This is a genomic window from Onishia niordana, assembly GCF_004798965.1.
Classification (GTDB): Bacteria; Pseudomonadota; Gammaproteobacteria; order Pseudomonadales; family Halomonadaceae; genus Onishia; species Onishia niordana.
In genome coordinates this window covers 495,975-520,815 of record NZ_SDSD01000001.1, presented here as the reverse complement: position 1 = coordinate 520,815, position 24,841 = coordinate 495,975, and the positions used below count along the sequence as shown (strand labels likewise).

Below are 24,841 nucleotides of genomic sequence, written 5' to 3'. Positions count from 1 at the left end.
CGCAGGGTAGCCGGTAGTGGCTACCCATACGTCACGGAGGGGTGAAAACGTGCTCAAGCGCCGCGGGCACCAGTATACAGCGTATAAATCGATTGGCTGGCGGTCATCAGTAGCCTATTGCGATCATCGCCGACAAAGCAGACATTGGCGCAGACTTCCGGTAGCAGTATGCGCCCGATCCGTTTGCCGTCTGGGCTGAAGACGCTGACACCGTCCACACCTTCTCCTCCAGAGGTGCCAACCCACAGGTTGCCGTCCATATCGATGGTCATGCCGTCATAGCCTTCGCTTTCACTGGACACCAGGCGGTGTGCCTTGTCGAGGCGCTTGCCACCGTCGGTGAGGGTAAAGCGGTTGATGGTGGCCGGCTGGTCGGGGTGGTGCGAGGGGGCCGTATCGGTCACATAGAGCGTCTGGCCATCCGGTGCCAGTGCGATGCCGTTGGGCTTGTAGAGCTCAGTGGTGAGTACTTTAGGTTGCTCCATCCCGTCTTCCCAGAAGTAGACGGCAGTGTCGACTTCCAGATCACGGCGATGTCCCTCGTAATCGACATGAGCCCCGTATCCTGGGTCGGTGAAGATGATTCCGCCATCTTTCAGTGTCACCAGGTCATTGGGCGCATTAAGCCGCTTGCCGTCGAATTGATCGACCAGCACGCTAAGGCTGCCATCCCATTCGTAGCGCACCACGCGAGCCGGGGAGTGTTCACAGGCGATCAGGCGCCCCTGGGCGTCAAAAGCATTGCCGTTGGAGTGGCCGACTTCGTGTCGCAGGACGCTGACCTCGCCGGTGGCTTCGTCCCAGCGCATCTGGCGGGCCCGCGGGATATCGCTGAACACTGCATAGCGCCCCACCGCATTCCAGGCCGGTCCTTCCAGCCACAATCCGCCGCTCCAGTGACGCTCGAGCGGTGAATTGAAAAGCATATAGCGGTCGAAGCGCTCGTCGAGGGATTGCCAGGCCTCGATGGGGTAACGTGCGGGCGGAGCGCCAGTCAGGCTTCCTGCCAGCAGAGATGGGGCGGTCATGGCTGCGCCGAGGGCGGCCGAGGCGGTGAGGAATTGTCGTCTTCCGAGCGTCATAAGCGAATCCTTTGCTGAATATGGGCTAGAAGCGCCAGTAGCGCCGCACTCAGCTTATGTTGGATTCAGTTATTCGTATGTTATACATTTTGCCTAAGCCGTGGATACTCTAGGCTCCCTGGCGATAGGGGGTGCAGGCATCTCCCTGCTCGACCTCGATCAAGCTATCGATGGCAAAGTCGAGCTCGGCGGCGCGCTCCACCAGTCCCTGATAAGTGTCCGGGGGAATCGTGGGGGTACGAGCCAGGATCCACAGATAGTCGCGGTTGGGGCCGGCGACCAAGGCGTGCTGGTAGTCGGGGTCGAGTTCCAGCACGTTGTACCCCCCATAGAAGGGGCCAAAGAAGCTGACCTTGAGGCGGGCCACGCTCGGCTCTTCGATGAAGTAGGCCTTGCCCTCGGCGACGTTTGGCTCGCCAGTCTCGAGGTTCACCCCTGCGTTGATCACCTTTACCCCGCCGTCATCGCGCATGGAGTAGTCGGCGGTAACGCAGTCGAGCCCTTCTTCGAAGCTGTGGTCGAGACGTGCGATCTCATACCAGCGCCCCAGGTAGCGGTCCAGATTGAAGTCGTTGACGGCCTGGGTGCCTTCCGGGATGCCGGTGCACCCGGCGAGCAGCCCCGAGGCGACGAGGGGTAGGGCGATGGCGAACTGGCGACGCGATGGCCGACGAATCAGGTCACGAAGCGGCATGGCGGCTCCTGGACGGTAGGTAAAGAACCTTCATCATAAGCGAATCATGATGTGGCGCCAGGGCCGCCGGGTGTCTTGGTGTATCAGTTAGCGGCGATCCGCGCGGCAATTGCCTGGCCAAGCGTCTGTGTCGACCCGGTACCCTTGAGGTCCGGGGTCAGCACGGTGCCATCCCCCTCGGCGAGGACAGCCTCGAAGGCGGCGACGATGGCATCGGCAGCTTCCTTGTAGCCCAGGTGTTCGAGCATCATGGCGCCGGACCAGATCTGGCCGATAGGGTTGGCGATCTGCTTGCCGGCGATATCCGGTGCACTGCCGTGCACGGGTTCGAAGAGGCTCGGGAAATTACCTTCCGGGTTGATGTTGGCCGATGGGGCCACGCCGATGGTGCCAGTGCAAGCCGGGCCCAGGTCGGAGAGGATGTCGCCGAAGAGGTTACTGGCCACCACCACATCGAACCAGTCAGGGTGCAGCACGAAGTTGGCGGTCAGGATGTCGATGTGGAACTGATCGACCTCGACCTCGGGATAGTGCTTGGCCATCGCAGCCACACGTGTATCCCACCAGGGCATGGTGATAGCGATGCCGTTGGACTTGGTCGCCGAGGTGAGTTTTTTCCTGGGACGTGTGGCGGCAAGGTCGAAGGCGTACTTGAGCACGCGATCGACGCCGGTGCGGGTCATTACCGTTTCCTGGATCACGACCTCGCGGTCGGTGCCCTCGAACATGGTGCCGCCCACGCTTGAGTACTCGCCTTCGGTGTTCTCGCGCACCACATAGAAGTCGATATCACCCGGTTCACGGCCGGCCAGCGGGCTCTCGATGCCGGGTAGCAGGCGGCAGGGGCGCAGGTTGACGTACTGATCGAACTCGCGGCGAAACTTGAGCAGTGAGCCCCACAGGGAAATGTGGTCGGGCACCTTGTCCGGCCAGCCGATGGCGCCATAGAAGATGGCATCGAACTGGGAGAGGATCGCGTGCCAATCATCCGGCAGCATTTGGCCATGCTCGAGATAGTAGTCGCAGCTGGCGAAGTCGAAGGGCTCGAGCGAGAGCTCGATGTCGAAGCGCTCGGCCGCCGCCTTGAGGGCACGCAGGCCCTCGGGCATGACTTCGGTTCCGATGCCGTCACCGGCGAGAACCGCGATGCGATGTGTCATGGTCACTCCTTTCAGGTTGTCGTGCTGCTGGCAGTCTATCCCGGGATGCTCGCCGAAGGGCGCTGACGCGACGAAGGGGCAAGGTGCATAGGTGTGAGCGGGCTTGCATGGGGTGTATGATCTCGCCGTCGTGTGACGCCTGGGTTTCCTGGCAGTATCGCCTATCTTAAGGTAGGCATGCTCTGTTGGAACCGGCGTCCGACGTAACCAGGAAACGCTGACAAGGGAGTCCATGGCGTGAATGTGCTAATGTTCACCAACACTTACTGTCCGATTGTGGGCGGGGTCAGTGAGTCTGTTCAGCGTCTGAAAACACGGCTGCAGGATGAGGGGCACCAGGTATTGGTGGTCGCTCCCAAATTAACTGGGCAGCCGGAAGATGAAGACGATGTGGTGCGTGTCGCTGCTGTCCAGCATTTCAATGGCAGTGACTTCTCGCTGCCGGTGCCAATTCCCGGTCAGCTCTACGAGGCCATTGAGGCTTTCGATCCGGACATCGTGCACTCGCACCATCCCTTCCTGCTCGGTGATACCGCAGCTCGGGCCGCGGAGACCTACGGGCTGCCACTGGTGTTCACCCATCACACCCTCTATGAGCACTACACGCACTACGTGCCCGGCGACTCGCCACGTATGCAGCGCTTTGCGGTGGCCTTGTCCACTCAGTACACACGGCTTTGCGAAGCCGTGATTGCGCCCAGCGAGAGTATTCGCGAGCTGCTCTTCGAGCGGGATGCCAACCCGAATGTGTGGGTAGTACCCAGTGGCGTTGATACTCGGCGCTTTGCACAGGGTGATGGGACTGCTCTGCGTCTCGCGCTAGGCATTCCGCAGGATGCCTATGTGGTTGGGCATGTCGGCAGGCTCGCCAAGGAAAAAAACCTGCCTTTCCTCATCGAGGCGGTGGCGAGCATGCTGGCGCGACTGCCCGGGGCCCATTGCCTGGTGGTCGGTGATGGCGACGCCCGGGAAGCGATGGAGGAGGTCGCCGAGCGATATGGTGTGGCCTCACGGTTGCACTTCAGTGGTCGCCTACAGGGACAGTCGCTGATTGATGCCTACCATGCCATGGATGTCTTCGGCTTTGCTTCGCACAGCGAAACTCAGGGAATGGTGGTCGTTGAAGCCATGGCTGCCGGTTTGCCGGTAGTGGCCATCACCGCCCCGGGGGTACGCGAGGTGCTCAAGGATGGTCACAATGGCAGGCTTTTGCCCGATGATGACCGAGATGCCATGGCCGATGCCATGGTAGAACTTGCCCGTCACGATTGCCGAGAGCCGATGGTCAAGGGCGCGCTTGCTACCGCCAAGGCCTTCGATGAAACCGCCTGCGCTCGTCGCTGCCTGGAGGTCTATCGAAGCGCGATTGCCGTGGGCGGCCCCTTCAGTCATGCCGACGATGGTACCTGGGATCGGGTGCGCAGCCGCATGGGCGCCGAGTGGTACATGCTGTGCCATCGGGGACGGATACTGCGCTCTATCCTGCAGGAGGAGTGGGAGCATGCCGAATGGCAGCCACTGATAGGACGCGGCCAGGAAGATGATGAGCCAGAGTCGAAGGAAGTAACGCCCAAGTAAAGCCAGTCGCCAGATGAGTACACGTCGCGCGGCGAGACAAGCTCACCCGTGTCACCACTGAGCCTGCCTCTCGTTGTCGGCGCCTCAAGACTTGGCTGAGTCGCCTTTTTCTTCTTGGGGCTGGGATGCTTGTGAGGAGGCTTGCTCGTCCGAGGGTGGTGGTTCGCTCGCTGGGACAGCCTGCTCTGGCAGTCGTTGTTGGCGACGCGCGGCATAGCGCTTGAGACCGACAAGCACCAGCACCCCCAAGATGATTCCTCCTAGCGCCATGGCGAGTTCGCCTTTGTTGTCGGCGGTGACCAGTTGCCCCAGCTGACTGCCTAGCAGGGTAACGCCGGCAAGTCCTGGCACGATGCCGATAATCGAGCCAATCAGATAATCACGAAAGCGCAGGTGAAAAGCACCGGCCATCATGTTGGTGAGCGTAAAGGGGGCCAGCGGCAGGAGATTGACCACCGTCATGGTACGAATGCCCCTGCCCGCCAGATAGCGTGACAGCCCCTTGAGGTGCCGTCCCCCATAGCGCATGAGTGCCTCGCGGCCGAGTCGACGTCCCACGCCGTAAGTCAGGATAGAGGCGGCCAGTGTGCCTGCCAGCGCGTAGCCGAAGCCCCACCAGGGGCCGAATAAAAGCCCGGTCACCGCGACCAACAGACTGAGCGGAAACATGATCAGAGAGGCACCTGCATAGACCGCCAAGACCAGCAGGATCGCCCACGGCGACTGCGTCCAGGCCACCGACCCTGCGGCGATGGCCTGCAAACGTGCCACGGTCAAGATGTCGTGCATGGCCAGCCATTGCCAAAGTCCCCCCATCGCCAACAGGGCGACGAGCAGCAGCAGGAGAATCAGTAGAGGGCGTGGCATGCGCGCGAGGTCCTTGGCAGGTGGTAGGCGAAATGACGCCATAGCATACGTCAATGCGCCCGGTGGCCAAAGCGGCACACTGGGCGCGGCGTATCATGCCTCACGCCATGATCCGCGAACCCCTCTTGGGCAACGTTTTTTACGTCGCGTTCCTACGGGGTGCACTCGTCGGGCATCGCGCTGTGCTGGGCGACGCTAAGAACTGAGTCAGTCGGGCCGAGACAGCACTCGCAGGCGCGATTCGATCATGTCCAGATCCAGGTAGGTGCCCTGCAGGTGGCGGCGGCCGGTGCTCGGGTCGAAGGCGCGGCGGCCATGCAGCACCCGGCGGTTGTCGAAGGCGATCATCTGGCCCGGCGCCAGGGCGAAGTCGAGCTGGTGCTGCGAGGAATGCAGCAGCTCCCAGAACCGGCGATAGGCGGCGTACCAGGCATCGATCGCGTGGGTCGGCAGGCGCAGGCTGTCGCGGATCCAGTTGTTGAAGCGCACTTCGATCAGCTGGTCGTCGTGATCCACCGACAGCACCGGTGCGCGGGTGGTGATGTCTTGCTCCTCGTCCTGGAAGCGAAAGTCGATCGGCGTCTCGCTGAGGATACGGAAGGCCTCGGGATCCTGCTGGCGAAGGGTGTCGGCCGCCGCGAAGCCGTCGGCAAAGATAGACTCGCCACCCTCGGCGTCATTCTCCAGGCAGTAGAGCAGTTGAATGTCCGGCGGCTGGCGCCAGTTGGGCAGGTCGGTGTGTAGCGCCAGGCCCATGGCGGTATAGGCGGCGTTGTTGGGGTTGGGCTTGGAGCGCACGTCGAAGCGGGCGCCGAAGTTGGTCGGACGCATCGGGCCGATGCGCTCGGCCAGGCGGCTGACCTCCTCATCGGCCAGCGGGCCCCCGTCCATCAGCACCAAGCCGTCGCGCAGCAGGGCTGTGAGCCAGGCACGCTCGCCGGAGGCGCTGCCCACGAAGTCGGCATGGCTGACGTGGGTGGGGGCAAAGTCGGTTGCCCAGGGGCGGCGTGCCGGGATGACCGGCGCCGGCTCCTGGCCTGGGCGGCGCTGATGGAGCCAGCCGGCGTCGAAGGTGCTTACGTGGCCGTCTTGCCAGTTAAGGATCAGATTGCCGTCATGAAGCTTCGCCTCGGGGGCGGTGGTGATCGGTGCGAGGGGCACATAGAGGCGCTCCCGGGTGATGGCGTGGCGACAGGCCACGCAGGCGCAGTTGTCGCGCAGCCACATCAGCGGAAAGTGCGCCTGGGCGCCATCGGCCCAGCTGAGGGTGGCACGGGCGCCGCTGGCCAGCACATCGGTCAGCGCCGGGGCATCGGAATAGGCGGACAGCTCGCCCATGGCGATGACGGGGCGGGTGTCGGGAGCGGAAAGCGTGGTGGCGTTCATGCAGCACTCCTGTTGGCTGAGGGCCAGGTGAAGACAAGATGGCGTCCATGTTCACGTTTGTATCGGTATTAGACAAACGATTAATATGGCCCCAATGCCCAAGCTGAGCTTATCACCAAGTTTTTCATCGGGCGTCGTGACGGCGTCGGGATGAGGGAGACGTCATGAAGGAGTCGTCATGAAGAGCCTGCCCCCGCTGACCTGGCTGCAGGCCTTCGAGGCCGCCGCTCGCACCATGAGTTTCACGGCGGCCGGTCAGGAGCTGGGGGTGACCCAGGCGGCTATCAGCCAGCGCATCCGGCTGCTCGAGGATCGCCTAGGCCAGAAGCTGTTCTTGCGCCATCCGCGCAGCCTGAGCCTGACGCCGGCGGGTCAGGCCTGGCTACCCAGCGTGCTGGAGGCCTTCTCGCGGCTGGCGGAAGGCACGGCCGAGGTATTCGGCCCGAGCCCGGATGCGCCGATAACCCTGCGCACCACGCCGCTGATCCAGCAGACCTGGCTGGCGTCACGGCTGCTGGCCTTTCATCACGCGTATCCGGCGGTGACGGTCCGCCTGGTCAGCGCCATCTGGCCGGAGGACTTCGGACCGGAAGGCGCTGATCTCGAGCTCCGTTACGGCGCGGGGGATTGGGCGGACATGGAGACGCTCTCGCTCGGCGATGAGGCGATGGTGCCGGTCTGCTCGCCCCAGGTGGCCGCCCGCCTCGTGGCACCGGAGGATCTGGCCGGGGAGACCCTGCTTCACGCGGCGGGATTTGCGGTGGGCTGGCCCGCCTGGCTGGAGCGGGCTGGTATCGCCGGGATCGAGGACGGCTGTCCGGCGATGATCTGCGATACCCAGGCCATGACGCTGACGCTCGCCGCCGCTGGCGGTGGGGTGGCGCTCACCCATCGCCGGCTGGTCGAGGGTCGCGACGACCTGGTGCAGCCCTTTTCGCTGTCGGTGGAAAGCGCTGAGCGCTTCTGGTTGGTGCGTCCCGCCAACCGTCAGCCGAGGTACGCGGCCGAAGAACTCTGGGCCTGGCTCGCCGAGGGGCTGGGGCGTCATGATGCCTGATGGCGGCTCGCCGTCGCCCGTCCATGGTGCTCAGCCGCGTGTCGAGGCCTCTTCGCGGGGCGGCAGGCGCGTCAGCGGGTCCTGCTGGAAATAGCGGGATAGCAACGCGTACAGGGCTGGGTAGGCCTCATCGAGTTGGTCCGGGGCACTGAAGAAGTATTCACAGCAGACCGCGAAACATTCCCCCGGATGGCTTGCTGCATAGTCGTCGATGGGGGTGTCCTCGCTGCGAGCGAGGCGCGCCTGCAGGTCATCCCATACGGCGGTGAAGACCCGATGCCACTCATTGGCGGCTATGTCCCGCGGTAGCGGCGGGAAGCCGTCGACATCCAGCGAGTTGCCCATGTCGAGCTTGTGGGCGAGTTCGTGGATCAGCACGTTGAAGCCCGAGAACCCGCCGCTTTCCATCAGATCGGGATAGGCCACCACCACCGGGCCCTGGAAGGAGGTCTCGCCGGCGCGCTCATCGGCGTACTGATGCATGACCCCGGCCTCATCCATTTCCTCGACGCGGCGCTCGAAGGCCTCGGGCAGAATCAGGATCTCATGCACATTGGCGAAGGCCTCATGATGCTCGGCGTCCGACCAGCCCAGGGTCAGCAAACAGGCCTGAGCGGCCAGTGCCAGGCGAGCCGGTTCGTCGAAAGGCGTATTGGCCAGGGCGGGGTGCAGCGAGAGCCGCTTGGCATGCACGAAGCACCAGGCACGCTGCCCCAGGTGCTCGGCGTCTGCATCGCTTAATGCCGAAAGCAGTGGCAAGCGAGCCCGGGCCTCGGCCCAGGTCTCAGTGGGGAAGGGGTGGCGGGCGGCGAACCGGGCGGCCCGCCAGCGCCGCCAGTGTTCGAGCATGGCTCAGCTGTCGTCCTGACGAGAGCCAGACTTCCAGGACCAGTCGCGCCAGCGCAGGTCGAACAGATCCTGTCGGCGATCCTTGAGGTTGGTGACCGAGCCTTCGTTGCGCACCACCGTCAGCCGGGTCAGATCCAGATCCGAGAACATGATCATCTCGGTGTTGGGGGTGGTCTCCGCCAGCACCGCGTCATGGGGGAAGGCGAAGTCCGAGGGCGAGAATACCGAGGACTGGGCGTACTGGATCTCCATGTTCTCGATGGAAGGCACGTTGCCGACGCTGCCGCACAGCACGACGTAGCACTCGTTCTCGATGGCGCGGGCCTGGGAGCAGTGACGCACCCGCAGGTAGCCATTCTTGGTGTCGGTCCAGAAGGGCACGAACAGGATGTCCATTTCCTGATCGGCCAGCAGCCGCGAGAGTTCCGGGAACTCGACGTCGTAGCAGATCAGGATGCCGATCCGGCCGGCATCGGTATCGAAGACCCGCAGATCGTCGCCGCCCTCAATGATCCAGTCTCGGCGCTCCTGGGGCGTGATATGCAACTTGGCCTGGGCCTCGATATCGCCGTCGCGGTGAAAGAGGTAGGACATGTTGTAGAGGTGGCCATCGTCGCGCTCTTCAATCATCGAGCCGGCGACGATGTTGATGTTGTACGACACCGCCATGCGCGACAGCTCGCTCTTGAAGCGCTCGGTGAAGCCGGCCAGGAAACGGATGGCGGCGATCTGGTCCTGCTGGGCGGCGCGGTCCTGCAGGCCCATCAGCGGGGCGTTGAAGAGCTCCGGAAAGACGGCGAAGTCGCTTTGATAATCCGACAGCGCGTCGACGAAGTACTCGGCCTGCTGAAGCACCGCCTCCACCGAGGAGAATTCGCGCATCTGCCACTGTACCGCGCCCACCCGTACCTGGGTCTTGCGGGTCTCGAGCACTGATTCGGCGGGCTCGAAGAGGATATTGTTCCACTCGAGCAGGGTCGCGTAGCCCTGGGACTTCTCGTCCTCCGGCAGGTACTTGGTCAAGAGGCGCTTGACCTGGAAGTCGTTGGCCAGCTGGAAGGAAAGGATCGGGTCGTGAATTTCCTTGCGCGAGACCTGGTCCAGATACTCGGCCGGGGTCATTTCATCGGAGTACTGGTGATAGTTGGGAATCCGTCCGCCGGCAAGAATGGCGCGCATGTTCATGGACTTGCAAAGGTCCTTGCGGGCTTCGTAGAGGCGCCGACCGAGCCGGTAGCCGCGGTAGGCCGGGTCGATCAGCACATCCAGGCCGTACATGGCATCGCCTTCCGGAACGTTGAGGATGATCTCCCGCTGATCCATCAGGTCGTCATAGCGATGCGGGTTGGAAAATTCCTCGTAATCGACCCGTGCGGTCAGCGCCACACCGACCAGGGTCTGGTCATCTTCGATCACGATCTGGCCGTCGGGAAACTCGTCGATCAGACGGTCGATGGTACGTTGCGGCCAGGAGCCGCCTATGTCGTGGTACACCCGGTCCATCAATGTCTTGAGCTGAGGATAGTCGTCCGGAGTGAGATTGCGAAGTGTCAGGTGCAGGTCTTCGAGGGACATGTATGCCGGGGCTCCCGCCAAGTGAGATCGTTGCAGTCTACCATGGGGTCGAGCGACAAATGATGCAACGCTGCGGCCAAACATGCCCGGGCTAGGTCGTTGGCATCAGCCGCCTGCAACCCCCAGGCTTGGAGCAATGAATGATGCTCGCTCCTCGCCGCGGGTCCAGCGTGAGCGTGCCACTGAAAAACCACTGTATGGCGCAGCGGTTCCCGTATGTCGTCTACGAGCAGCGGCCAGGAGTGATAATGTTTGTATACAAAATAGGCGCATATGAGACTCGCGATGCGCTTGCAATACTCAAGCGCATCACCAACATTGTCCTGTTCGGTGCTACCCTGTATGCAAATCCCGAACGGTAAGTCACGGCGGTCCACGACACCTTGAAGCTACCCGGCATTAGCGAGCTGGGGGCGCGCCCTTGAATACATCCTGAGCACCATCTATCCTTTTTTGTATACAGTTTATGTCGCTTGTATAGGGCCACGATTCCGCTGAGCGCTCACAGAACAAGAAGGATGCATTGCCATGACCTCACCGACTCATACGGATTACCCCCGCGACCTGATTGGCTACGGCGCCACCCCTCCTCAGGCCAACTGGCCCGGCAAGGCGCGTATTGCCGTGCAGTTCGTGCTCAATTATGAGGAGGGCGGTGAGAACAATGTGTTGCACGGTGACGAAGGCTCCGAGCAGTTCCTCTCCGAGATCATCGGTGCGCCTTCCTTCCCCGACCGTCATTTAAGTATGGAGTCTATCTACGAGTATGGTTCGCGGGCGGGGGTGTGGCGGATCCTGCGCGAGTTCGAGCGCCGCGGCTTGCCGCTGACCGTGTTTGGTGTGGCCATGGCGCTTGAGCGTAATCCCGAGGTCGCCCAGGCCTTCAAGGAGCTCGGCCACGAGGTTGCCTGCCACGGCTATCGCTGGATTCATTACCAGAATGTGCCCGAAGATATCGAACGGGAGCATATGCGCCGTGCCATCGAGATATTTCAGTCGTTGTACGGCGAAAAACCCCAGGGGTGGTACACCGGCCGCGACAGCCCCAATACCCGGCGCCTGGTGCTCGACGAGGGCAGCTTCCTCTACGACAGCGACTATTACGGTGACGATCTGCCGTTTTGGGCCCGCGAGAAGGACAGTCAGGGCCGGGAGCATAGCCATCTGGTGGTGCCCTATACCCTGGATAGCAACGACATGCGTTTCGCTGCCCCCCAGGGCTTCAACACCGCCGACCACTTCTTCACCTACCTGCGTGACGCCTTCGATGTTCTCTATGCTGAGGGCGAGGACACGCCGAAGATGCTCTCGGTGGGTATGCACTGCCGGCTGCTCGGTCGCCCCGGTCGTTTCCGGGCGCTGCAGCGTTTCCTCGATCATATCGAGGCCCACGACCGTGTTTGGGTGACCCGCCGCGTGGACATCGCACGGCACTGGGCCGAACACCATCCGGCGACCTGAGCGCGTCGTAATCAGTGCGCCGTCATCAGCGTATCGTCACGAGCGCTCGGGGGAACTGCTTGCACAAGCCGTCCTGACTTTGGCAGGCGCTGACATGCGAGAGCTCAAGATTCTCTTCCTCAGTCGGTGCTGGCGCGCAGGCGAGTGCCGGGTGATCGATCGCGCTGGAGAGGGCAACAACGGCGACGAGCATTCCAATGATATCCGCGTGACCCGGCCCGAAAGCGTGGCCGTCACGACTCACTACAGCCAAGAGGCAACCCCATGAGCCAGCGACAGTCCCCTCATCAATACTATGCCCCCCAGGGCGGCCACCCGAGCCAGAAGGTAATGACCACCGACCGGGCCATGTTCACCGAGGCCTTCGCGGTCATCCCCAAGGGCGTGTATCGCGACATCGTCGCCAGCAAGCTGCCTCATTGGGAGAACACTCGCCTGTGGGTGCTGTCGCGCCCGCTATCCGGCTTCGCCGAGACCTTCTCCCAGTACATCATGGAGGTCTCGTCTGGTGGCGGTAGCGAGCGGCCCGAGACCGATCCGGGCGCCGAGGGCGTGCTCTTTGTGGTGGATGGCGAGATGAAGCTGACGCTGGCGGGCGAGAAGCACCACATGGTGCCGGGGGGCTATGCTTTCATCCCGCCAGGAACCGACTGGCAGCTGCGCAATGAGGCTGACGCGCCGGTGCGCTTTCACTGGATTCGCAAGGCCTATGAGTTCGTTGACGGTATCGAGGCGCCCGAGCCCTTCGTCACCAACGAGAACGACATCGAGCCCGCGGTAATGCCGGACTGCAACGAGGTGTGGGCGACCACCCGCTTCGTCGATCAGGACGACATGCGCCACGACATGCATGTCAATATCGTCAGCTTTCAGCCGGGTGGCGTGATTCCCTTCGATGAGACTCACGTCATGGAGCACGGTCTCTATGTGCTCGAGGGCAAGGCGGTTTACCACCTCAACCAGCAATGGGTCGAGGTCGAAGCCGGCGACTACATGTGGCTACGCGCCTTCTGCCCGCAGGCCTGCTATGCGGGCGGACCCGGCCCCTTCCGCTATCTGCTTTACAAGGATGTCAATCGGCACATGGCGCTGCCCTACAGCAAGCGCTCCTGATCGGCTCAAGAACGGAATCGATATCCCTCGACACCCGCCTTTCGGCGGGTGTCGTCGTTTTTGGCGTCTGAGCAGGCGGATCAGACTGAACCAACGCTTGCTCAGGCGACGTGATGGCCTGGGTGATCGATTCTTGGCCGGTCAACAAATACCGTGCGTGTGGACTATCGCACTTCCTTAGCACCTCACGGCTGGTGCCTCGAATGCGTGATCCACTACAGAATGGCCAGCAGGTGCGTCTAGCCGCAATCGAGGAGGTGATGCCGCAAAGGATTAAGTTCTTTTGTATACAATAATTTATTCTATAAGCTTCTACTGGGATGCGTTTTTTCAGTAATGGTGCAGTGATATCAGTGAGAAAAATGAGACATAGTTTGAGTATAAATAATTGAATATCAATGGAATTCCTCGCTTAAGATATTTTGTGGAAATTTTTTCCATAAAAATTGGACGCCATGAGGAGGCCGAACTAACCTCTGTATACAAAGAGTGATTAGAATAAAAACTGCCCGAGGAGAAATCGCCATGGCTCGCATGACCGCCGCAGAAGCCGCCGTTCACGTGCTCAGGAAGGAAGGTATCGAGGTCGCCTTTGGACTGCCCGGTGCCGCCATCAACCCCTTCTACGCCGCCATGCGCAAGGTCGGCGGCGTCGATCACATCCTGGCACGCCATGTCGAAGGCGCCTCGCACATGGCCGAGGGCTATACCCGCACTAAGGCCGGCAACATCGGGGTGTGCATCGGTACCTCCGGGCCGGCCGGCACCGACATGATCACCGGCCTCTACTCGGCCTCGGCGGATTCCATCCCGATCCTGTGCATCACGGGGCAGGCGCCGGTCAGCAAGCTGCACAAGGAAGACTTCCAGGCAGTGGACATCCAGGCCATCGCCGGCCCGGTCACCAAGTGGGCCATCACCGTGCGGGAGCCGGCTCAGGTGCCGCGGGCCTTCCAGCAGGCCTTCCAGATCATGCGCAGCTCACGGCCGGGTCCTGTGTTGCTCGACCTGCCGATCGACGTGCAGATGACCGAGATCGAGTTCGACCCGGACACCTACGAGCCGCTGCCGGCCTACAAGCCCAGTGCCAGCCGCGGCCAGATCGAGAAGGCTCTGGGCATGCTCAACGAGGCCGACAAGCCGTTGCTGGTGGCCGGGGGCGGTATCATCAACGCCGACGCCAGCGATCTGCTCACCGAGTTTGCCGAGCTCACCGGCGTGCCGGTCATCCCGACCCTGATGGGCTGGGGCACCATCCCGGACGATCACCAACTGATGGCGGGCATGGTCGGCCTGCAGACCTCGCATCGCTATGGCAACGCGACCCTGCTCGAGTCCGACTTCGTGATGGGCATCGGCAACCGCTGGGCCAATCGTCACACCGGGACGCTGGATAGTTACACCAAGGGTCGCACGTTCGTCCACGTGGACATCGAGCCGACCCAGATCGGCCGCATCTTCGGCCCGGACTACGGCATCGTCTCCGACGCCAAGGCGGCGCTCGAGCTGTTCGTCACGGTGGCCCGCGAGTGGCAGGCCGCGGGCAAGCTCAAGGATCGCCGCGCCTGGGCCGAGGAGTGCCAGGAACGCAAGCGGACCTTGCTGCGCAAGACGCACTTCGACGACGTGCCGGTCAAGCCGCAGCGCGTCTACGAGGAGATGAACAAGGCGTTCGGCAGGAACACCCGCTACATCAGCACCATCGGCCTGTCGCAGATCGCCGGCGCCCAGTTCCTGCACGTCTACAAGCCGCGCCATTGGATCAACTGTGGCCAGGCGGGCCCGTTGGGCTGGACCATCCCGGCGGCCCTGGGCGTGCGGCGCGCCGATCCGGACGCCGAGATCGTCGCGCTGTCCGGCGACTATGATTTTCAGTTCATGATCGAGGAGCTGGCGGTGGGCGCCCAGTTCAACCTGCCCTACCTCCACGTGCTAGTGAACAACTCCTACCTGGGGCTGATTCGCCAGGCCCAGCGCGGCTTCGAGATGGACTACCAGGTGCAGCTGTCGTTCGAGAACATCAACTGTCCGGAGATCAACGGCTATGGGGTGGACCACGTCTCGGTGGTCGAGGGCCTGGGCTGCAAGGCGATCCGCGTCACCGAGCCCGACCAGATCGCTCCGGCCTTTGCTGAAGCTCGTGAGCTGATGCGCGAGCACCGCGTGCCGGTGGTGGTCGAGGTGATCCTCGAGCGGGTGACCAACATCTCCATGGGCACCGACCTGGCCGGCATCAACGAATTTGAGGAACTGGCTGAGAACGTCGCCGATGCGCCGAGCTCGATCGCGGCACTCACCTGATGCACAGACAAGGCGCGAGGAGGGGGCCGGGGCAGGTCGAAGCGGAGGTCTTTTGCCATGGAGGGCAAAAGTAGCGCCCTGGGAAGGGGCTACAGCGCCTCCGCGCAGGCCTACCCGCGGATCAGCCCCGCCTGAGCACCGAGACGTCACCGTAATAGCCCTGCCAACGACTCAAAGGAGAACACTATGGCCAAGTTCGCCGCCAATCTCAGCATGCTGTTTACCGAGGTCGACTTCCTCGACCGCTTCCAGGCCGCCGCCGCGGCCGGCTTCAAGGGGGTCGAATACCTCTTCCCATACGATTTCGAGGCCGCCGAGATCAAGCGGCGCCTCGACGACAATGGCCTGACCCAGGTGCTGTTCAACCTGCCGGCCGGCGACTGGGGGGGCGGCGAGCGTGGCATTGCTTGCCACCCGGATCGCGTCGAGGAGTTTCGCGAAGGCGTCGAGCGTGCCATCGAGTACGCCCGGGTGCTCGGCAACACGCAGGTCAACTGCCTGGCCGGCATCCAGCCCGAGGGGGTCAGCGATCACCAGGCCCGCCAGACCCTGGTCGACAACCTGCGCTTCGCCGCCGACAAGCTCGAGGCCGCCGGCATCCTGCTGATCGCCGAGCCGATCAACACCCGCGACATCCCGGGCTTCTTCCTCAACCGCACCACGCAGGCCCTGGCGCTCTTCGACGAGGTGGGAAGCCGAAACCTGAAGCTGCAGTACGACATCTATCACATGCAGATCATGGAAGGGGACCTGGCCCCGACCATCGAGAAGCACCTCGATCGCATCGCCCACGTGCAGCTGGCCGACAACCCGGGCCGCCATGAGCCGGGCACAGGCGAGATCAACTATCCCTTCCTGTTCGCCCACCTCGATCGCCTGGGCTATGCGGGCTGGATCGGCTGCGAGTACAAGCCCCAGGCGGGGACCCGGGAAGGGCTAGGCTGGCTGGACGCCGTGCGCTAAAACGGCGCTCACTAGGTCTTTTTCGTGCGGCACCGCAAGACATCGATGACTGAAGACAATATGAGCTCATTTCCAGGCGTCTAGCGATGAGGGCGCCGGGGACAAGGCGTAGCGAGGGTCCTTTGCCATGGATGGCAAAGGTAGCGCCCAGGGAAGGGTTTATAGCGCCCTCGCGAAGGCTTGTCGCCGGGCAGCCCCGTCACCAGCCTGGTTGTGAAAAGGGCTCGTAATCCGCAAGGAGAGATATCATGAGCAAGATCGGTTTTATCGGGCTGGGCATCATGGGCCGTCCCATGGCAGGCCACCTGCTGGACGCCGGCCACACGCTTTCCACCGTCAAGCGCGGCACGCTGGACGAGACTTTGGCTTCCAAGGGCATGCAGGAGCTCGCCGATCCCAAGGCGGTCGCCGAGGCCTCCGAGGTGATCATCACCATCGTTCCTGATACCCCCGACGTCGAGCAGGTGCTGTTCGGCGAGGGCGGTATCATCGAGGGCCTCAAGCCGGGCACCTTGGTGATCGACATGAGCTCCATCGCCCCGCTGGCCACCCAGGAATTCGCCAAGCGCATCACCGAGGCCGGGGGCGAGTACGTCGATGCGCCGGTCTCCGGCGGCGAGGGCGGGGCCATCAATGCGGCCCTGACCATCATGGTCGGCGCCACCCCGAAAGGCTTCGAGCGCGCCCAGCCGCTACTCGAGCTCATGGGCAAGACCATCACCCATATCGGCGACCAGGGCGCCGGCCAGACCTGCAAGGTGGCCAACCAGATCGTCGTCGCGCTGACCATCGAGGCGGTCTCCGAGGGCCTGCTGTTTGCTTCAAGGGCCGGTGCCGACGTGGCCAAGGTCCGCGAGTCGCTGCTCGGTGGCCTGGCTCAGTCGAAGATCCTCGACGTGCATGGCGAGCGCATGATCAATCGCACCTTCGATCCTGGCTTCAAGATCAAACTGCATCAGAAGGACCTCAACCTGGCATTGGAAGGCGCGCGCAGCCTTGACCTTGCGCTGCCCGGCACCGCCAATGCCCAGCAGTTGTTCCAGGCCTGCGCCGCCCACGGCGGAGCCGACTGGGACCATTCCGGCATCGTCCGTGCCCTGGAGGCGCTCGCCGGCCATGAGGTCGGCAGCCGCTGAGTCCGTCCCGCCGGCCATCCGCGATGGCCGGCGAGGGCAGGGGAGGTGACTGTTCGCTGGGAGCAGGCGTCAAATCGTCACCTGCCGAATTCGAAACATCCCTGTAAAGCTTCGTCGGTCGTCTGAATGTTGTGGGCGAACATGAAAGCAACCAAGGCAGGAAGCCTAACGCAGCTGGCTGTCCTTACTGCCGCGTCGGTTGTAGCCGCTGACGGACGAGCGCTGCTTGTCGCGCTCGCTCTGACACTTGATGCACAGGCGTACGCCCTTCACGGCCTCGCGTCGTGCCTGCGGGATCTCTGCTTCGCATTCTTCGCAGTATTCCAGGCTTTCCCCCCGGGGCAACTCGCTTCGCGCCCGTTCGAGGGCATCTTCTATCGTGCTGTCGATCTGCTCCTGCACGGCACCATCTTTTGACCATCCTCCTGCCATGTCGTCCTCCTGGGCGCGTTTCGCACCGCTCATCCACTTAGTTCTACTCTGCTTTTCCAGCGCATTCTCGCCATTCTTTAAGTCTGGTTCATCGGCGGGCGGCTAGCCATGCGTCAGCACGGCGCGCACAGGCGAGGATACGACAGCAAACAGCTGCCTCATCAAGATGGCCGGGTGGTTGACGCTAGCCGGGGCGATGCATCTCGAAGTGCTGCTCAGGGGTGATCTCGAAGTAGTCCGCAGGACCGCCACCGCGCAAGATGGGGCCGGCGGCGGCGGTTTGATAGACACCGTCCTTCAACAGGGTCTGGTCGATATGGACACCGACCACCTCGCCCAGCACCAGCCAGGTATTGACCGCATCACCGGCGGCTGAGGTGAGCTGCAAGACCTGGCTCAGACGGCACTCGAAGACGACCCGCGCCTCGGCGACATGGGGCACGTTAACGATCTGCGAGGGAGCGGGGGTTAGGCCGGAAAGGCTGAATTCGTTTATTTCTGCATCTACCGCCGCGCAGCTTTGATTCATCGGCTCGGCCAATTCGCGGGTCGAGAGCTGCCAGCAGAACTCACCGGTTTCCTCGATGTTCCGCACGCTGTCCTTGTAGCCGACGCTTGCGAACCCGATGATCGGCGGCGTGTAGTTGAACGCATTGAAAAAGCTGTAGGGCGCCAGGTTGAGGGTGCCTGCTGCGCTCTGCGAGGAAATCCAACCGATGGGGCGTGGCCCTATGATGGAATTGAAGGGATTGTGGGGGAGACCGTGGCCGTCATCAGGGCGATAGAAATGCACGTTATCGGGCATGAAGCTTCTCCGGGGGTGGCATGTGCACTGAGCAACGGGTTGTCAGTATGCCGTTGACGAGAATGGCTGGCAAAACGAAAAACCCCGGCATGGCCGGGGTTTGAGTCATCAACGGAGACGCTGAGTATCAGGTTTCATTAGCGGAATCCACACCGCTATCTTCAGCAACTTCGCCTTCTTCAAGGTTCGCGTCGCTGTCTTGCTCAATCTCATTGGCACTGTTGACGCCGCTCTCTTCGGCGACTGCGCCCTCATCTAGTTCGGCGCTGTCCTGAGACATTTCGCTGACTTCATTGCTGGAATCGACACCAGTCGGATCTGCCATCGCTTCTTCGTGGTGCTCGGCCAAGGCTGCGCCGGACACCATCATCATGAGGGTTAAAGCTGAAGCAGTGGTCGCTATACGTTTCATGGTGTAGCTCTCTTCTTCCGGTGAATAGTACTTCAAGCATTTATGTGTCATGTACGAATGCTGTACAAAAACGTAACGAATAAACCAATAGCATGCAAGTATTTTGCCCATGATCAATTTTTAATCGTCTATTCAAGCGCCTCAACTGGCACGTTTCTGCCATCTAATTAAGACTGTCACAGTGGACATAAGTTTCGTCGCCGGGCAGTCAAGCGTTAAGCGCGAGGGGGCGGTGATGAAGGGTGCATGGAGCAAGGGCATCTGGACCATCGGCGGAGCCATGCTGCTGGGAATTGGCGTGGCGCTGTTCTTCAAGGAGCACGCCGGGCTGGCGTCTCTGGGCGCATTGATGACGGGCCTGGGAGCCGGCCTGTTGCTAACGGATATAAAATCTGGCGAGGGCGACTGAGCCGAATCCTTGGTTAGCCGGTTTTTCTTGGCGCGCCTTGATGCTGGAGACGGGGAAATGGCCCCGAGGTAAAGGGCCCGGCAGGATGTCGCTTCATAACGGCAGTGGCTTCCCTCTGGAGCGCCGAGCCTGTCGGTCGTCAGGTATCCAGAGGGAAGCGGACGGGATGATCCCGTAGCGTGCTAGGAGTGGAGGCGTAGTTCGCTATTCAAGGCCTTGACGATGGTGTAGCACATCACCAGCATCACGACGGAGAACGGAATCGCCGTTGCGGTCACGCCGGCCTGCAGTGCCGAGAGCCCGCCGCCTAGCAACAGCACGATGGCGATCAGGCCTTCCACCGTGGCCCAGAACATGCGCTGGGGGCGGGGTGCGTCGATCTTGCCGCCGGCGGTGATGGTGTCGATTACCAGCGAGCCGGAGTCCGACGAGGTAATGAAGAAGATCAGCGCCAGGATGATGCCCAGGGTCGATGTCAGGCTAGACAGCGGCAGCTCGTTAAGCATGCCGAACAGCGACAACTCGGGGCTGTAGTTGTCGATCACGTATTCCTTGACCAGGCTGCCGGCCGGGTTGGAGTAGAGTTGTTCGAGGGCCGTGGCTCCGAACACGCCCATCCACAGGAAGATGCACATACTCGGGATCAGCAGCACGCAGATCACGAATTCACGCACCGTACGGCCGCGTGAGACACGGGCGATGAACATGCCGACGAACGGTGCCCAACTGATCCACCAGGCCCAGTAGAAGATGGTCCAGGACTGGCGGAAGGCATCGTCATCGCGGCCGAAGGGCGCCGACAGCGGCATGAACTTGGTGACATAGGTCTCTAGCCCGTTCCAGAAACCGGCGAGCGCCGCCAGGGTCGGGCCGGCGAACAGCACGAACAGGAAGAACAGCACAGCCATCAGCATGTTGAGCTCGGAGAGCCGCTTCACGCCGCCGTCCAGGCCGCGCCATACCGAGATCAGAGCCGCCCCGGTGACCCCCACGATGACAGCGACCTGGGTGAAGTCGTTGACCTCCAGCCCGAAGACGAAATTCAACCCTGCATTGGCTTGCTGTGCGCCGAGGCCAAGCGAGGTGGCCAGGCCGAACAGGGTGGAGAACACCGCCAAGATGTCGATAATGTGGCCCCACCAGCCCCAGACGCGGTCGCCCAGAATCGGGAAGAAGGCAGAGCGAATGGAGAAGGGCAGGCCCTTGTTGTAGGTGAAGATCGACAGCGCCAGCGCCATGACCACGTAGACGGCCCAGCCGTGGATGCCCCAGTGCAGGTAGGTGCCGGCCAGGCCCAAGCCCGTGGCGTCGGCGATAGCGGCTGGATTCAGGGTGCCGTCGGCGCCGAAGGGCGAGGGTACGTTCAGCGGAGAGGAGACGTTGGCGTGGTAGACCGGCTCAAGCACGCCGAAGAATAGCAGGCCGATACCGATGCCGGCCGCGAACAGCATCGCGAACCAGGACAGGTAGCCGTATTCCGGTTTGGCATCGGGACCGCCCAGGCGGACCTTGCCGTAGGGCAGCACGGCCAGCGCTATGCTGAAGACGATGAAGAAATCCACCACGATCATGAAATAGCTGTCGAGGGTGCCGGTGGAGAAGCTGACGATGGACTGGAAGATGCCGGCGGCCCGGTCGGGGAACACCAGAGTGAGGATGATGAAGACGACCGAGGACAGCGCCGAGATGGCGAAGACGCGGTTATGGATGTCGAAACCGAAGGGCCCCAGGCTGCCCTCGATATTGTCCTGGCCGACGGTATAGTCCGTCTGCATGTCGGTCGCCCCCGGTGGTGACGCCGGTTCTTGTGAGTTGCTCATGAAAGACTGCTCCTTTCAAAAGGGAAACGAAAGAACCGATAGAGTCTCTCACAAGTCGGCTGTCGAATGTGAAGGGGGAGGTGTCGAGAGGGGGCGGACTGCCTGTGTCGGAAGGCTGGCCTCATGGCGTCGATATGGGAACCGGACGCAACCGTCCTCCTGGAACCTTGACCACGTATGGGCATGGGACCAGGAGGCGGAAACCTTAGAGGAAGCGCAGTAGGATCAGGGGAGGCGACGCAGTTCGCCGTTCAGCGCCTTGATGATGCAATAGCACATCGCAAGCATCAGGATGGAGAACGGAATCGCCGTCGCGGTTACCCCGGCCTGGAGGGCCGAGAGACCGCCACCGATCAGCAGCACGATGGCGATAAGGCCCTCCACCGTGGCCCAGAACATGCGCTGGGGGCGGGGTGCGTCGATCTTGCCACCGGCGGTGATGGTATCGATGACTAGCGAGCCGGAATCCGATGAGGTGACGAAGAAGACCAGCGCCAGGACGATGCCGAGGGTCGACATCAGGCTCGTCAACGGCAGTTCATTCAGCATGCCGAACAGTGCCAGTTCCGGTTGGTAGCTGTCGATCACGTAGTCCTTGACCAGGCTGCCGGCGGGGTCGGCATAGAGCTGCTCGAGGGCAATGCTGCCGAACACGCCCATCCAGATGAAGATGAACAGGCTGGGCACCAGCAGCACACAGATCACGAATTCGCGAACGGTGCGACCGCGTGATACCCGGGCGACGAACATGCCGACGAACGGGGCCCAGCTGACCCACCAGGCCCAGTAGAAGACCGACCAGGACTGGCGATAGGCATCGTCGTCACGACCGAAGGGCGCCGAGAGGGGGATGAATTCCGTCACGTAGCTCGTAAGCCCCGACCAGAGCCCGGTAATCCCCACCAGGGTCGGGCCGGCGAACACCACGAACAGGAAGAACAGCACGGCCGCGATCATGTTCCACTCGGAGAGCTTCTTCACGCCGCCGTCCAGGCCGCGCCACACCGAGATCAGGGCCACCGCGGTGACCGCCACGATGACGATGACCTGGGTGGTGACGTTGACCTCGAGGCCGAAGACGAAATTCATCCCCGCGTTGGCCTGCTGCGCCCCGAGCCCGAGCGCCGTGGCCAGGCCGAACAGGGTGGAGAATACCGCCAGGATGTCGATCACATGACCCCACCAGCCCCAGACGCGATCGCCGAGGATCGGGAAGAAGACCGAGCGGATGGAGAAGGGCAGCCCCTTGTTGAAGGAAAAGAGCGCCAAGGCCAGCGCCATGACGGCATAGACCGCCCAGCCATGCAGGCCCCAGTGAAGGAAGGTGCCGGCCAGGCCCATGGCGGTGGCCTCGGCGATGGCCTCTGGGTTCAGCGCTCCATCGGCACCGAAGGGTGAGGGGGTGCCCAGCGGCGAGGAGACATTGGCATGGTAGACCGGTTCCAGCACGCTGAAGAACAGCAGGGCGATGCCGATACCGGCGGTGAACAGCATCGCGAACCAGGAGAGGTAGCTGTGTTCGGGCCGCGCATCGGGGCCCCCAAGCCGGACCTTGCCGAAGGGAAGCACGACCAGTGCCAGACAGAACAGGATGAAGAAATCCACCAGGATCATGAAGTACCAGTCCAGGGTGCCGGTGGAAAAGGCCACAACCGACTGGAAGAGGTTGCCTGCCCGCTCCGGGAACAGCAGGGTGAGAACGATGAAGAGAACCGAGGCGATCGCCGAGACAACGAAGACCCGGTTATGGACATCGAAGTCGAAGGGGCCGAGACGGCCTTCGATATTGTCCTGGCCGACGGTGTAATCGGTCTGCATGTCGTCGGTTGCCAACGACGCTGTCGTAGGAGGTACCGGTTCGTTAGGAAGACTCATGGGTGCTTCTCCTTATTGTTAGGGGTAGGACAGTCGGGTGTTTCCTCATGCAACGCTCATCATGTTGCGCGGGTGCCGGCCTCTTCCGGTCTGGAAGCCTCCTCGGTGGCGTTGCTGAAGGCGCCGGCATCGTCTATCTGCGAGTGGGGAGTGAGCGCCGGGCTTTCCTCGTTGCATGAAGTCAGGGGTCAACGGTCGTCGTGTCATTCAATGCCTCCTACAGCGTAATGACGTGGTCATGGGCCGGGGTGTCTTGGTGGATGCCTGCGCGTGTCAGGCGGGTCGCGACATCGGGCTTGGGCCAGGCCAGATAGAGCCGTCCGCCCTGCGCCCGGCAGCGGCGAGCCTGTCGTTGCAGCAGGTGGATACCGCTGAGATCGATGAAGTTGATCCCCGCGGCAAGAATCACCAGATTCGGCTGGGCGGTTTTTTCGAGCCGTTGCGCCACCGACTCGCAGGCCCCGAAGAACAGCGATCCATCGATCCTGATGACTTCACACTCCGGTGCCGTCAGGGCCTCCTGGAGGCCGAGGGGGGCATTGATCAGCTCACTTGCCACCACCGGCGGACGGGTGGTGCGACGCAGGTAGAGCGTCAGCGAGGCCAGCACGCCGAAGTAGATGGCAAACTCCAGAGCCAGCATCAGGGTAGAAGCGAAGGTGATCAGCAGGACGGCGGTTTCCGACCGGCTGGTCGCGAAGGCTTCCCGAATGCTGTGCCGATCCACCAGATTGACGGCCACCAGCAGCAGCAGGGCGCCCATGGCGGGCATCGGCACGTGCTCGAGCAGCGGTGCCGCCAACAGCACGATCGGCACCAGCATGATGGCCGATAGCAGCGCGGCGAGTGGCGAGCCGGCCCCGGCACTGGCATTGATGCCCGAGCGGGTGAAGGAGCCCGATGAGATGTAGCTCGAGAAGAAGGCACCGGCGAGGTTCGACAACCCCTGGCCGATGAACTCCTGATTGGCATCCACGCGCTCTCCGTGGCGCGCCGCGAAGGCCCGCGATATCGCCGCTGCCTCGACCAGCCCGAGCAGACCCAGGGCGACGGCGCCGGGGGTCAGCATCTGCACGGTCTCAAGCGACAGGTCCGGCATTGAGAGCGGCGGCAGGCCGCTGGGCATCGCCATGATCCGGGGGATCTGGTCACCGCCGGGGTCGAGGATGGCGGCGAGCAGCGAGGCGCCCGCCAGCGCCACCAGCATGCCAGGCCAGCGGGGCGCCCAGCGGCGAATGGCCAGGCACAGGCAAAGGGTGAGCGCGGCGACCAGCAGGGCCTCGGGGTGCACGTGGTCGAGGTGTGCCAGCAGCGCTGGCCAGAGCGCGAGGAAGCCGCTGCTGTCCAGCGACGACAACCCCAGCACATAGGGCAGTTGACTGGTGGCGATGATCACTGCCGCCCCGGCGGTGAAACCGGTGACCACGGAGTGGGACACCAGGTCGACCAGCACACCGAGCCGCGTGACCCCCAACGCCAGCTGAAAGACGCCGACCAGAAAGGTCAGGGTCAGGGCGAGCGAGAGGAAGTCGGCTTCCCCACCCTCTACCATCGGCTGCAGGGTGGCGAACAGCGCGATCGATAGCGCGGCCGTGGGGCCGCTGACCATCTGCTTCGATGAGCCGAACAAGGCGGCCAGTGCCGCGGGTACGATCGCCGTGTACAGACCGTACTGGGGCGGCAGGCCGGCGAGCATGGCATAGGCCACGCCCTGCGGCACCACCAGGACGGCACCGGTCAGGCCTGCCATGGCATCGCGGCGCACCGTCTCGGGGGAGTGGTGACACAGCCAGCTCATGAAGGGCAGCCAGCGTCGCTGGCTACCCTGGCTCGCCTGCGATTCGCGACCGAGCGATGGCATGGGCA

At 62.7% G+C, this 24,841-nt stretch carries 22 protein-coding genes; 9 read left to right on the top strand and 13 right to left on the bottom strand.

The window, feature by feature from the left end:
* Nucleotides 1-53: 53 nt before the first annotated feature.
* The 3 genes from ETC27_RS02220 to ETC27_RS02210 form a co-directional block, all read right to left on the bottom strand.
* A complete protein-coding gene (locus tag ETC27_RS02220) occupies nucleotides 54-1,028 on the bottom strand; it encodes an SMP-30/gluconolactonase/LRE family protein (RefSeq protein ID WP_306462152.1) in 975 nt (324 codons plus the stop codon).
* A gap of 163 nt (nucleotides 1,029-1,191) precedes the next feature.
* Complete coding sequence (locus ETC27_RS02215; RefSeq protein WP_136253333.1) at nucleotides 1,192-1,776, bottom strand: lipocalin family protein; 585 nt, start codon at nucleotides 1,774-1,776, stop codon at nucleotides 1,192-1,194.
* Between the two features lie 83 nt (nucleotides 1,777-1,859).
* Nucleotides 1,860-2,936 carry a tartrate dehydrogenase gene (locus ETC27_RS02210; RefSeq protein WP_276605683.1) on the bottom strand — a complete coding sequence of 359 codons (1,077 nt, stop codon included), beginning with the start codon at nucleotides 2,934-2,936 and terminating at the stop codon, nucleotides 1,860-1,862.
* A 237-nt stretch (nucleotides 2,937-3,173) separates the two neighbouring features.
* Here ETC27_RS02210 and ETC27_RS02205 point away from each other — a divergent pair, with 237 nt between their 5' ends.
* Nucleotides 3,174-4,514, top strand: a complete 1,341-nt coding sequence (locus ETC27_RS02205; RefSeq protein ID WP_240724763.1) for a glycosyltransferase — start codon at nucleotides 3,174-3,176, stop codon at nucleotides 4,512-4,514.
* A gap of 84 nt (nucleotides 4,515-4,598) precedes the next feature.
* On the opposite strand, the gene ETC27_RS02200 is transcribed toward ETC27_RS02205, so the two are convergent.
* Nucleotides 4,599-5,381 carry a TVP38/TMEM64 family protein gene (locus tag ETC27_RS02200; protein ID WP_136253331.1) on the bottom strand — a complete coding sequence of 261 codons (783 nt, stop codon included), beginning with the start codon at nucleotides 5,379-5,381 and terminating at the stop codon, nucleotides 4,599-4,601.
* Between the two features lie 207 nt (nucleotides 5,382-5,588).
* Nucleotides 5,589-6,767 (bottom strand): TauD/TfdA family dioxygenase, encoded by a 1,179-nt coding sequence (locus ETC27_RS02195; RefSeq protein ID WP_240724762.1) that lies wholly within the window; start codon nucleotides 6,765-6,767, stop codon nucleotides 5,589-5,591.
* Between the two features lie 178 nt (nucleotides 6,768-6,945).
* On the opposite strand from ETC27_RS02195, the gene ETC27_RS02190 reads away from it, so the two are divergent.
* Nucleotides 6,946-7,824, top strand: a complete 879-nt coding sequence (locus tag ETC27_RS02190) for a LysR substrate-binding domain-containing protein (RefSeq protein ID WP_136253330.1) — start codon at nucleotides 6,946-6,948, stop codon at nucleotides 7,822-7,824.
* 30 nt (nucleotides 7,825-7,854) lie between these two features.
* On the opposite strand, the gene ETC27_RS02185 is transcribed toward ETC27_RS02190, so the two are convergent.
* Together ETC27_RS02185 and ETC27_RS02180 are read right to left on the bottom strand one after the other, a co-directional pair.
* Complete coding sequence (locus ETC27_RS02185; RefSeq protein WP_136253329.1) at nucleotides 7,855-8,673, bottom strand: M90 family metallopeptidase; 819 nt, start codon at nucleotides 8,671-8,673, stop codon at nucleotides 7,855-7,857.
* 3 nt (nucleotides 8,674-8,676) lie between these two features.
* Entirely contained in the window at nucleotides 8,677-10,248 is a 1,572-nt protein-coding gene (locus ETC27_RS02180; protein WP_136253328.1) for a carbon-nitrogen hydrolase family protein, read from the bottom strand.
* A 528-nt stretch (nucleotides 10,249-10,776) separates the two neighbouring features.
* Here ETC27_RS02180 and puuE point away from each other — a divergent pair.
* The 6 genes from puuE (at nucleotide 10,777) to ETC27_RS02155 (ending at nucleotide 17,222) form a co-directional block, all read left to right on the top strand.
* Complete coding sequence (puuE, locus tag ETC27_RS02175) at nucleotides 10,777-11,709, top strand: allantoinase PuuE (protein ID WP_136253327.1); 933 nt, start codon at nucleotides 10,777-10,779, stop codon at nucleotides 11,707-11,709.
* Nucleotides 11,710-11,803: 94 nt separating this feature from the next.
* On the top strand, nucleotides 11,804-11,977 hold the full coding sequence (locus ETC27_RS17230; RefSeq protein ID WP_168709010.1) for a hypothetical protein: 174 nt from the start codon (nucleotides 11,804-11,806) through the stop codon (nucleotides 11,975-11,977).
* A complete protein-coding gene (locus tag ETC27_RS02170) occupies nucleotides 11,974-12,822 on the top strand; it encodes a bifunctional allantoicase/(S)-ureidoglycine aminohydrolase (RefSeq protein WP_136253326.1) in 849 nt (282 codons plus the stop codon). Before ETC27_RS17230 ends, ETC27_RS02170 begins: the two co-directional genes overlap by 4 nt.
* Nucleotides 12,823-13,347: 525 nt before the next feature.
* Nucleotides 13,348-15,123 carry a glyoxylate carboligase gene (gcl, locus tag ETC27_RS02165; protein ID WP_136253325.1) on the top strand — a complete coding sequence of 592 codons (1,776 nt, stop codon included), beginning with the start codon at nucleotides 13,348-13,350 and terminating at the stop codon, nucleotides 15,121-15,123.
* A gap of 186 nt (nucleotides 15,124-15,309) precedes the next feature.
* Nucleotides 15,310-16,086, top strand: a complete 777-nt coding sequence (gene hyi / locus ETC27_RS02160; RefSeq protein ID WP_136253324.1) for a hydroxypyruvate isomerase — start codon at nucleotides 15,310-15,312, stop codon at nucleotides 16,084-16,086.
* A 248-nt stretch (nucleotides 16,087-16,334) separates the two neighbouring features.
* On the top strand, nucleotides 16,335-17,222 hold the full coding sequence (locus tag ETC27_RS02155; RefSeq protein WP_136253323.1) for a 2-hydroxy-3-oxopropionate reductase: 888 nt from the start codon (nucleotides 16,335-16,337) through the stop codon (nucleotides 17,220-17,222).
* Nucleotides 17,223-17,387: 165 nt separating this feature from the next.
* Here the strand turns inward: ETC27_RS02155 and ETC27_RS02150 are convergent, their stop codons facing one another.
* From ETC27_RS02150 to ETC27_RS02140, 3 genes are all read right to left on the bottom strand, one after another.
* Complete coding sequence (locus ETC27_RS02150; RefSeq protein WP_136253322.1) at nucleotides 17,388-17,654, bottom strand: DksA/TraR family C4-type zinc finger protein; 267 nt, start codon at nucleotides 17,652-17,654, stop codon at nucleotides 17,388-17,390.
* Nucleotides 17,655-17,838: 184 nt separating this feature from the next.
* Complete coding sequence (locus tag ETC27_RS02145; protein WP_136253321.1) at nucleotides 17,839-18,459, bottom strand: flavin reductase family protein; 621 nt, start codon at nucleotides 18,457-18,459, stop codon at nucleotides 17,839-17,841.
* 127 nt (nucleotides 18,460-18,586) lie between these two features.
* Nucleotides 18,587-18,871 carry a hypothetical protein gene (locus ETC27_RS02140; protein ID WP_136253320.1) on the bottom strand — a complete coding sequence of 95 codons (285 nt, stop codon included), beginning with the start codon at nucleotides 18,869-18,871 and terminating at the stop codon, nucleotides 18,587-18,589.
* A 235-nt stretch (nucleotides 18,872-19,106) separates the two neighbouring features.
* Here ETC27_RS02140 and ETC27_RS17225 point away from each other — a divergent pair, with 235 nt between their 5' ends.
* Nucleotides 19,107-19,280, top strand: a complete 174-nt coding sequence (locus ETC27_RS17225) for a hypothetical protein (protein ID WP_168709009.1) — start codon at nucleotides 19,107-19,109, stop codon at nucleotides 19,278-19,280.
* A 182-nt stretch (nucleotides 19,281-19,462) separates the two neighbouring features.
* Here the strand turns inward: ETC27_RS17225 and ETC27_RS02135 are convergent, their stop codons facing one another.
* From ETC27_RS02135 to ETC27_RS02125, 3 genes are all read right to left on the bottom strand, one after another.
* Nucleotides 19,463-21,100: a BCCT family transporter gene (locus tag ETC27_RS02135; RefSeq protein ID WP_168709008.1), complete on the bottom strand. Its 1,638-nt coding sequence runs from the start codon at nucleotides 21,098-21,100 to the stop codon at nucleotides 19,463-19,465.
* Between the two features lie 225 nt (nucleotides 21,101-21,325).
* Nucleotides 21,326-22,975 (bottom strand): BCCT family transporter, encoded by a 1,650-nt coding sequence (locus tag ETC27_RS02130; protein ID WP_136253319.1) that lies wholly within the window; start codon nucleotides 22,973-22,975, stop codon nucleotides 21,326-21,328.
* Between the two features lie 217 nt (nucleotides 22,976-23,192).
* Nucleotides 23,193-24,836 (bottom strand): SulP family inorganic anion transporter, encoded by a 1,644-nt coding sequence (locus ETC27_RS02125; protein ID WP_136253318.1) that lies wholly within the window; start codon nucleotides 24,834-24,836, stop codon nucleotides 23,193-23,195.
* Between the last annotated feature and the right edge of the window lie 5 nt (nucleotides 24,837-24,841).

Bases quoted from the DNA above. Each gene is read 5' to 3' on its own strand.
- ETC27_RS02150 (WP_136253322.1), bottom strand. From the start codon at position 17,654: ATGGCAGGAGGATGGTCAAAAGATGGTGCCGTGCAGGAGCAGATCGAC.
- ETC27_RS17230 (WP_168709010.1), top strand. From the start codon at position 11,804: ATGCGAGAGCTCAAGATTCTCTTCCTCAGTCGGTGCTGGCGCGCAGGC.
- hyi (WP_136253324.1), top strand. From the start codon at position 15,310: ATGGCCAAGTTCGCCGCCAATCTCAGCATGCTGTTTACCGAGGTCGAC.
- ETC27_RS02125 (WP_136253318.1), bottom strand. From the start codon at position 24,836: ATGCCATCGCTCGGTCGCGAATCGCAGGCGAGCCAGGGTAGCCAGCGA.
- ETC27_RS02180 (WP_136253328.1), bottom strand. From the start codon at position 10,248: ATGTCCCTCGAAGACCTGCACCTGACACTTCGCAATCTCACTCCGGAC.
- ETC27_RS02215 (WP_136253333.1), bottom strand. From the start codon at position 1,776: ATGCCGCTTCGTGACCTGATTCGTCGGCCATCGCGTCGCCAGTTCGCC.
- puuE (WP_136253327.1), top strand. From the start codon at position 10,777: ATGACCTCACCGACTCATACGGATTACCCCCGCGACCTGATTGGCTAC.
- ETC27_RS02155 (WP_136253323.1), top strand. From the start codon at position 16,335: ATGAGCAAGATCGGTTTTATCGGGCTGGGCATCATGGGCCGTCCCATG.
- ETC27_RS02220 (WP_306462152.1), bottom strand. From the start codon at position 1,028: ATGACCGCCCCATCTCTGCTGGCAGGAAGCCTGACTGGCGCTCCGCCC.
- ETC27_RS02135 (WP_168709008.1), bottom strand. From the start codon at position 21,100: ATGAGCAACTCACAAGAACCGGCGTCACCACCGGGGGCGACCGACATG.
- ETC27_RS02170 (WP_136253326.1), top strand. From the start codon at position 11,974: ATGAGCCAGCGACAGTCCCCTCATCAATACTATGCCCCCCAGGGCGGC.
- ETC27_RS02200 (WP_136253331.1), bottom strand. From the start codon at position 5,381: ATGCCACGCCCTCTACTGATTCTCCTGCTGCTGCTCGTCGCCCTGTTG.
- ETC27_RS02145 (WP_136253321.1), bottom strand. From the start codon at position 18,459: ATGCCCGATAACGTGCATTTCTATCGCCCTGATGACGGCCACGGTCTC.
- ETC27_RS02195 (WP_240724762.1), bottom strand. From the start codon at position 6,767: ATGAACGCCACCACGCTTTCCGCTCCCGACACCCGCCCCGTCATCGCC.
- ETC27_RS17225 (WP_168709009.1), top strand. From the start codon at position 19,107: ATGAAGGGTGCATGGAGCAAGGGCATCTGGACCATCGGCGGAGCCATG.
- ETC27_RS02130 (WP_136253319.1), bottom strand. From the start codon at position 22,975: ATGAGTCTTCCTAACGAACCGGTACCTCCTACGACAGCGTCGTTGGCA.
- ETC27_RS02140 (WP_136253320.1), bottom strand. From the start codon at position 18,871: ATGAAACGTATAGCGACCACTGCTTCAGCTTTAACCCTCATGATGATG.
- gcl (WP_136253325.1), top strand. From the start codon at position 13,348: ATGGCTCGCATGACCGCCGCAGAAGCCGCCGTTCACGTGCTCAGGAAG.
- ETC27_RS02190 (WP_136253330.1), top strand. From the start codon at position 6,946: ATGAAGAGCCTGCCCCCGCTGACCTGGCTGCAGGCCTTCGAGGCCGCC.
- ETC27_RS02210 (WP_276605683.1), bottom strand. From the start codon at position 2,936: ATGACACATCGCATCGCGGTTCTCGCCGGTGACGGCATCGGAACCGAA.
- ETC27_RS02185 (WP_136253329.1), bottom strand. From the start codon at position 8,673: ATGCTCGAACACTGGCGGCGCTGGCGGGCCGCCCGGTTCGCCGCCCGC.